Origin of the sequence: Brevibacterium moorei, from assembly GCF_024580735.1 — a bacterium.
GTDB classification, from domain to species: domain Bacteria; phylum Actinomycetota; class Actinomycetes; order Actinomycetales; family Brevibacteriaceae; genus Brevibacterium; species Brevibacterium moorei.
This window is the reverse complement of record NZ_JANIJX010000029.1, coordinates 23730-31031: the sequence shown is the minus strand read 5'-3', so window position 1 is coordinate 31031 and position 7302 is coordinate 23730. Positions and strand designations below refer to the sequence as shown.

The window sequence follows — 7302 nt, the reverse complement described above, 5'->3', positions numbered from 1 at the left end:
GATCCACAGTGATCCGCCGGGACCGCCGCCCCCGTACATTCACTACATCAACCGGACTGTGTGAAAAACCAAACATCCTGTGCCGAATCGACAAGTCACTTGGAACCTGTGGGCTAAAGTGGTGCTCATGCCCAAGGCAGCTCACACCACTCCGACCTCCCCGCATCCGGCCGAATCCCGACCCACCTCGGCCGATCGCGTTGAGACCGCACGCCGTCTCAAGGCGGGCCAGGCCATGTTGTCCAAGGTCACCCTGCAGCGCATTGAGACCAAACTGCCGTGGTTCCGCCAGATGAACAACGCCGACCGCGGTTGGGTCGTGGTCCTCGCCAATTCCGGGATCTCGTCCTTCATCGACTGGTACAAGAACCCGGCGGCCCCGCTGAAGGTCATCGCGGACATCTTCTCCTCGGCTCCGCGCGAGCTGGTCAGAGCGGTCTCCCTCCAACAGACCCTGCAGTTGCTGCGTGTGGTCGTCGAGGTCGTGGAGGAGCGGGTGACCGATCTGGCCAGGCACTCCGAACAGCGCGAGCTGCGCGATGCGGTCCTCATCTACAGCCGCGAGATCGCCTTCGCCGCCGCAGATGTCTACGCCCGCGCGGCCGAGGCCCGCGGCAGTTGGGACGCCCGTCTGGAGGCGCTCGTCATCGACGCGCTGGTCCGAGGGGATTCCGTAGACGAATTGGCCAGCCGCTCCGCGGCTTTCGGTTGGCGCAGCGAGTCCGAAGTCTGTGTGCTGATGGGCCGCGCCCCCAAGCGGCGCCCGCGCAAGGCCATCGACGCAATCCGGCAGGCCGCACAGAAGTGGGCGGAGGATGCGCTCGTGGGCATCCACGACGACCGCCTGCTCGTCGTCCTGGGCGGCCCCACCGATATCGCGGGGGCCGCAGACGCTCTGGCGGCCCACTTCGGCCCCGGGGATGTGGTCATCGGGCCGATGGTGCCGTCCCTGGCCGAAGCGGGCACCTCGGCCAACGCCGCGGTCTGGGCACTGCGCACCGCGCAGGCCCGCCCCGCCACGCCCCGTCCGGTTCAGGCGGACGATCTGCTGCCCGAGCGCGCGATTGCCGGTGACCCGCAGGCCGTGCGCACCCTGTTGGAGCGCTACTTCGAGCCCCTGGCCAGTGCCAATGGCCAATTGCTGACGACGGTGGGGGCGTATCTGGAGTTCGGCGGTTCACTCGAGGCCACCGCGAAGGTGCTCGACGTCCACCCGAACACCGTGCGTTACCGCCTGCGCAAGATAACCGACGTGCTCGGCCTTGACCCCACCCACGCCCGGGAGGGTTTCGTCCTGCGGATCGCATTGGTCTACGGTCGACTGTCCGAGGCCGGTCAATTGTCGGCATGACACAAGAATCGAGCCGGAACCACCGTTCTGCACTAGTTTGAGAATGTTGTCTAGTCACCAAAGAGAGTGAGCAACGTGTTAGTCATTGCATGCCCGGGTCAGGGCGCCCAGAAGGCCGGTTTCCTATCTTCCTGGCTCGAGCTGCCCGGGTTCCGGGCCAGCCTGGAGGAACTATCCGAGGCCGGTCGGATCGATCTGGCTGCGCACGGCACCGAATCCGACGACGAGACGATCAAGGACACATCGATCGCCCAGCCACTGCTGGTCGGTTCGGCCATTGCGGCCTATCGGGAGATCACCCGTGACCTCCCCTCCCCCGATTTCCTCGCCGGCCATTCCGTCGGTGAGATCGGTGCCGCGGCGCTGGCGGGCATCTTCGATCCCGCAGACGCGATGCGCTTCGTCCACATCCGTGCCACCGGCATGGCCGAGGCCTCTGCTGCGACTCCGACCGGCATGGCCGCCGTGGTCGGGGGCGTGGCCGAGGACGTCATCGCAGCCATCGAGGCGGCCGGCCTCGCCCCGGCCAATGTCAACGGCGGCGGCCAGATCGTCGCGGCCGGCGCGCTGGAGGCCATCGCAGCCTTCCAGGAGAACCCGCCGGAGCGGGCCAGGGTGATCCCGCTGCAGGTGGCCGGTGCGTTCCACACCTCGTATATGGCCTCGGCACAGCCCGCGTTGGCGCGGTTCGCGGCCGATGTCACCGTGCACGATCCGCAGATCACGATCCTGTCCAACGCCGACGGCGCCGCCGTGGCCGATGGCCGGGCGTACGTCGACACGCTGGTCAGCCAGGTCACCCACCCGGTGCGCTGGGACAAGTGCCAGGAGACACTGCTGGCCGCCGGTGTGACCGGCCTGCTCGAGCTGGTGCCCGGCGGCACGCTGACCGGTATCGCCCGTCGCGCGCTCAAGGGCGTGGAAACCTACGCGGTGAAGTCGGCCCAGGACCTCGACGGCGCACGGGCGTTCGTCTCCGCACACGCCGGCAAGTGACCCCCATCCCCCAGCAAGGAAGTACTTCTCTCATGCCCACCCTCAAAACCGCTCAGGCGAACCGGTTCTCACGGATTTCCGGTATCGGCGGCTACCGTTCCGAACTCACGGTGACCAACGACGATATCGTCGGGCCCATCGACTCCTCCGACGAGTGGATCCAGCAGCGCACCGGCATCATCACCCGCCATCGGGCCGACAAGGACGTCCAGGTGCTCGATATGGCGGAGGAGGCCGCGAACGAGGCTATCGCCAACGCCGGTCTGAAGCCCGCCGATATCGATGGCATCCTCATCGCCACAGTCACCTTCAGCATTCCGACGCCGTCGGCTGCCAGCGCGCTGACCGCCAGGCTCGGCACCGGAGACGTGCCGGCATGGGACATTTCGGCCGCCTGCGCCGGCTATTGCTACGGCATCGCCCAGGCGGACGCCCTCGTGCGTTCGGGTGTGATGGACAACGTCCTGGTCATCGGCGCGGAGAAGCTCTCGGATTACATCGACCCGACGGACCGTTCGATCTCCTTCCTGCTGGGCGACGGCGCCGGCGCCGTGGTCGTGAGCGCCTCCGAGACCCCTGGAATCGCGAAGAGCGTCTGGGGCTCCAAGGGAGAGAACTGGGAGACCATCCGGCTGACCAACAGCTTCCTGGCCCTCAAAGTGGATCCCAGCACACCGTTCCCGACCCTGCGCCAGGAGGGGCCAAGCGTCTTCCGCTGGGCGGTCTGGGATATGGCGGAGGTCGCCAAGCAGGCCCTGGTCGAAGCCGGGATCGAGGCGTCCGACCTGGCCGCATTCGTTCCACACCAGGCCAATATGCGCATCATCGACGAGCTGGCCAAACAGCTCAAACTGCCGGAGTCCGTGATCGTCGGCCGTGATATCGCCGACAACGGCAACACCTCGGCCGCATCGATCCCACTGGCCACAGAACGCCTGCTGCGCGAACACCCGGAACTGCACGGCGGCCTTGCCCTGCAGATCGGATTCGGCGCCGGGCTCGTCTACGGCGCGCAGGTCGTCGTCCTTCCCTGAGCACCCCGGATTCCGGGCAGATCACCATATTCGCGTATTATTCATCGGGGACAACTCGTCGAATATTCGTTCCACACCACGGTCACATGCGTGTGACCACACTATAAGGAGATATTCCATGGCTAACACTGAAGCCGAAGTTCTGGCCGGACTGGCCGAAATCGTCAACGAAGAGACCGGTCTGGCGACCGACGCCGTCGAAGCAGGCAAGTCCTTCACCGATGACCTGGACATCGACTCGATCTCGATGATGACCATCGTCGTCAACGCCGAAAAGAAGTTCGGCGTGAAGATCCCCGATGATGACGTCAAGGACCTCATCACGGTTCAGGACGCCGTCGACTACATCGTCAAGGCACAGCAGGCCTGACCCAAGGTCGAGCGGGACGGCGGCTTGACTGCCGCCGTCCCGCTGTTTTCCCTTCCCGACTATTCGACGAGGTATAACCAATGACTTCTCAAGTTGTCATCACCGGCATCGGTGCGGTCACGCCGATCGGCACGACCGCGGCCGAAACCTGGGACGCCGCGCTGGCCGGCACATCCGGCGCGCGCACTATGGACAACGACTGGGCGGAGAACTACGGCATTCCCGTGAACTTCGCGGCGACCGTCGACCAGTCGGTGGTCTCCGAACGGCTGAGCCGTGTGCAGGCCAAGCGGTTGGACCCGTCCAGCCAGTTCGCCCTGATCTCCGCAAAGGAGGCCTGGGAGGACGCCGGTCTGGAAGAGGTGCCGTCCGAGCGCCTCGCCGTGTCCTGGGGTACCGGCATCGGTGGCGTGTGGACCCTGCTCAACGCATGGGACACCCTGCGGGAGGAGGGATCACGTCGGGTGATGCCGTTGACCGTCCCGATGCTCATGCCCAATGGCCCCGCCGCTGCGATCGGCATGGAGTTCGGCGCGCGGCGCGCGGTGCAGACCGCGGTCTCCGCCTGCGCCTCCTCTACCGAGAGCCTGGGCCGGGCCTTCGATCTCATCACCTCGGGGCAGGCCGATGTCGTGGTCGCCGGTGGATCCGAATCTGCGATCCACCCGATCTGCATGTCCGCCTTCTCCTCGATGCGGGCCCTGTCGCGGCGCAACGATTCGCCGCAGACCGCTTCACGCCCCTACGACAAGGACCGCGACGGGTTCGTCATGGGCGAGGGCGCCGGCGCACTGGTGCTGGAGACGCGCGAGCACGCCGAGGCACGTGGTGCCACGATCTACGCGGAGCTGGCAGGCTGGGGCATCTCCGATGACTCCTACCACATCACCGGTACCGATCCTTCGGGTGACGAGGCCCTGGCCGCCATGCAGGAGGCGCTTGCTCAGGCGGGTCTGGCCGCCGCTGACATCAAGCACATCAACGCGCACGCGACCTCCACCCCGGTGGGAGACGTGCCGGAGTCCAAGGCGATCAACCGTCTGCTCGGCGAGCACGGCCAGGACGCCATCGTCTCCGCCACCAAGTCGATGACGGGCCACCTGCTGGGCGGGGCCGGAGCGGTCGAGGCCATCTTGACCGTGCTGGCCCTGAAGAACCGCATCGCGCCACCGACGATCAACATCGAGAACATGGATCCGGAGATCGACCTCAACGTCGCGCGTGACACCCCTGCCGAGCTGCCGGCCGGCGATATCGCAGCGCTGAGCAACTCGTTCGGGTTCGGCGGCCACAACGCCGTCGTCGCGTTCAAGTCCGTCTGATTTCTCGGCACCGCTCAAACGGACTGCGGGCCCCGTACCTGGAAAGGTACGGGGCCCGCAGTGTATATCCGGTGAGCTGTTCCTTAGCCGACCTTTGACAGCCAACGCACGGGAGCACCTTCACCGGCGTGACGGAAGGGTTCAAGTTCGTCATCCCACGCAGCACCGAGCACCTTGGACATTTCCTCTTCCAAAGCGCTGAAGTCACCGTTCGCCCTGCGCATGGCATTGCGAACCGTGTCCTCCGGTACGACGATGTTGCCAAAGGCATCCGTCAACGCGTGATAGACGCCAAGGCCGGGAGTGTGAGACCACCGAGAGCCGTCCTGACCCTCGCTGGGCTCCTCCGTGACTTCGTAACGCACTCCCTCCCAACCGCGCAGGGCGGAAGCGATCTTCGCACCGGAACCCGCTGGGCCTCGCCAGCAGATCTCAGCGCGGAAGGTACCGGGGGCCGCTGGCTGCGGACTCCAGTCGAATTTCGCCTGAGCACCGATTGCGCCCCCGGCCGCCCATTCGATATGAGGGCAGAGAGCACGCGGAGCAGAGTGCACGAAGAGCACACCTTCAGTCATATTCATTTTCTACCTCCCACTGTTCCGGATACGTCTTCCCCTACGGATCCGAAAAGAGGCACGCGATAATCCTACGACACCCACTGTATAGCCACAACAGGCTATCCGGGCGGCGCTCGACCATATATCCGACCGGAAATCCGAATGGGGCGCGCGGATATGAGTCCACGGCCCACTGCTGCTATGATCGAACGCGGTGTGCGCAATACGCAAACACCCTGCGCCTGTAGCTCAGCTGGTTAGAGCAGGGGACTCATAATCCTTTGGTCGTGGGTTCAAGTCCCACCGGGCGCACCAGATGCCGCGCCGGGCGCGCTACGCCTCGGGCCGCAGCCGGGTCAGTAGGCCCTTGGCCGCGTCGACGACGGCATGGACGTCTCGTGTGACATAGGCCTCGTATTCAGTCCTGCCGTCGGAACCCGGGTTGGGCATCCTGTGCGCACTGATCATCGAGCAGCCGTCCGCTGCCAACAGCAACACGCAGTACTCTCCGCGCAGTGCGTCCGAATCGTCCAGAGGGGCACTGCGAACCCCTGGGACCGGGGCCTCCCGCAGACCTCCGGCGAATACCCCAACGAATCCGCAGGAGTCCCGTAGTCTGATCAACCGATCGGCCATCGGCGCAGTGAGGTCCTCGTCATCGGCGAACACCGCCAAGCACATACCTGTACCCCCGGTGGACTGTGCCCGGGAGAGAACCGTCTCCATATGGGCCGCCAGCAGCTCCTCCCCCATCACCAACGGATCGCGTCCCAGGCCCTGGGCCACCGAGTACGGCGTACCGGTGATGAGAGCGTTGCGCGTGGTGTGCAGGGATACCGGATCGTCGGGCGGGCTGGCGACCGGCTCCGGGGTGGCCGACAGCGCACCGTAGAGTGAGCCGGAGACGAACCGGGCGCCCAGGGCATCGACCAATTCCAGATCGGCCTCGGTTTCCACTCCTTCGGCAAGGATCACGGCCCCCGTCCGTTCGACGTGGGACATCAGCGCATGCGTCAGCTCTGCCAGATAGTGAGGATCGCGAATCTGCAGCACATCGCGATGCAGGCTCACCACCGATGGATTGACGACCGGGATGAAGCCGAGCGTCTCGGAGGTCAACCCGACGGAGCGCACCCCGATCCCCCAGCCCAGCGTCCTGGCCTGGCGGACCGATCGCAACACAACCGCAGGGTCCCGCGCGATCGACGCCGGGTCCAGCTGCAGGATGACCGACCTCTCGGGTTCGTCGGTCCGGTCCTCGAGCAGGGCCAGCGAGGCGGGTTCCGCCGTGACGAACAAGCGGGTGTGCCGGGGCAACCCCGCTGCTTCCGCCGCACGCAGTCCGGACGCACGGAAGGAGGCGTCGAAGTCCCCCACCATCGGGGAGTCACGGACTGCGCGCCGCAACTGGGATGTATCACCCATATCCGGCTGCGGATTCTCATGGTCGACGTGCTGTAACCGATAACCGGCCTGTTGCCCGGTCATGTGGTCGATGACCGGGGCGAAGTACGTATCGACCAAGCCGGACCTGATGAGACGCTCAATATGGGCGGTCTGTTCGTCGACGTGCGGACCCGGTCCAGTCATGCTGTTTCCCTCCAGGGCTCACCTTGTCTTGCTCCCTCATCCTCTCACAGGGCAGGCCGGGTGCCCGTGGGCATCGGTACGG

The 7302-nt window shown here is 65.7% G+C and carries 7 protein-coding genes and 1 tRNA gene; 6 read left to right on the top strand and 2 right to left on the bottom strand.

Annotation, left to right across the window (positions count from 1 at the left end; translation table 11 throughout):
* Window positions 1–127: 127 nt before the first annotated feature.
* From NQ034_RS14460 to fabF, 5 genes are all read left to right on the top strand, one after another.
* Window positions 128–1351, top strand: a complete 1224-nt coding sequence (locus NQ034_RS14460) for a PucR family transcriptional regulator (protein WP_257049699.1) — start codon at window positions 128–130, stop codon at window positions 1349–1351.
* Window positions 1352–1426: 75 nt separating this feature from the next.
* Window positions 1427–2347 (top strand): ACP S-malonyltransferase, encoded by a 921-nt coding sequence (locus NQ034_RS14455; protein WP_257049701.1) that lies wholly within the window; start codon window positions 1427–1429, stop codon window positions 2345–2347.
* A gap of 32 nt (window positions 2348–2379) precedes the next feature.
* Entirely contained in the window at window positions 2380–3381 is a 1002-nt protein-coding gene (locus NQ034_RS14450; protein ID WP_257049698.1) for a beta-ketoacyl-ACP synthase III, read from the top strand.
* Between the two features lie 118 nt (window positions 3382–3499).
* Window positions 3500–3751 (top strand): acyl carrier protein, encoded by a 252-nt coding sequence (locus tag NQ034_RS14445; protein WP_257049697.1) that lies wholly within the window; start codon window positions 3500–3502, stop codon window positions 3749–3751.
* 80 nt (window positions 3752–3831) lie between these two features.
* Entirely contained in the window at window positions 3832–5073 is a 1242-nt protein-coding gene (gene fabF / locus NQ034_RS14440) for a beta-ketoacyl-ACP synthase II (RefSeq protein WP_257049695.1), read from the top strand.
* A gap of 83 nt (window positions 5074–5156) precedes the next feature.
* On the opposite strand, the gene NQ034_RS14435 is transcribed toward fabF, so the two are convergent.
* Window positions 5157–5648: a DUF3145 domain-containing protein gene (locus NQ034_RS14435; RefSeq protein ID WP_257049693.1), complete on the bottom strand. Its 492-nt coding sequence runs from the start codon at window positions 5646–5648 to the stop codon at window positions 5157–5159.
* Window positions 5649–5868: 220 nt separating this feature from the next.
* Between NQ034_RS14435 and NQ034_RS14430 the strand changes: the two genes are divergently transcribed.
* A tRNA-Ile gene (locus NQ034_RS14430) sits at window positions 5869–5945 on the top strand.
* Between the two features lie 18 nt (window positions 5946–5963).
* On the opposite strand, the gene NQ034_RS14425 is transcribed toward NQ034_RS14430, so the two are convergent.
* On the bottom strand, window positions 5964–7220 hold the full coding sequence (locus tag NQ034_RS14425; RefSeq protein WP_257049692.1) for an EAL domain-containing protein: 1257 nt from the start codon (window positions 7218–7220) through the stop codon (window positions 5964–5966).
* Window positions 7221–7302: the final 82 nt, after the last annotated feature.

Coding starts and splice junctions, on each gene's coding strand:
- NQ034_RS14460 (WP_257049699.1), top strand. CDS start 128: ATGCCCAAGGCAGCTCACACCACTCCGACCTCCCCGCATCCGGCCGAA.
- NQ034_RS14450 (WP_257049698.1), top strand. CDS start 2,380: ATGCCCACCCTCAAAACCGCTCAGGCGAACCGGTTCTCACGGATTTCC.
- NQ034_RS14445 (WP_257049697.1), top strand. CDS start 3,500: ATGGCTAACACTGAAGCCGAAGTTCTGGCCGGACTGGCCGAAATCGTC.
- fabF (WP_257049695.1), top strand. CDS start 3,832: ATGACTTCTCAAGTTGTCATCACCGGCATCGGTGCGGTCACGCCGATC.
- NQ034_RS14435 (WP_257049693.1), bottom strand. CDS start 5,648: ATGACTGAAGGTGTGCTCTTCGTGCACTCTGCTCCGCGTGCTCTCTGC.
- NQ034_RS14425 (WP_257049692.1), bottom strand. CDS start 7,220: ATGACTGGACCGGGTCCGCACGTCGACGAACAGACCGCCCATATTGAG.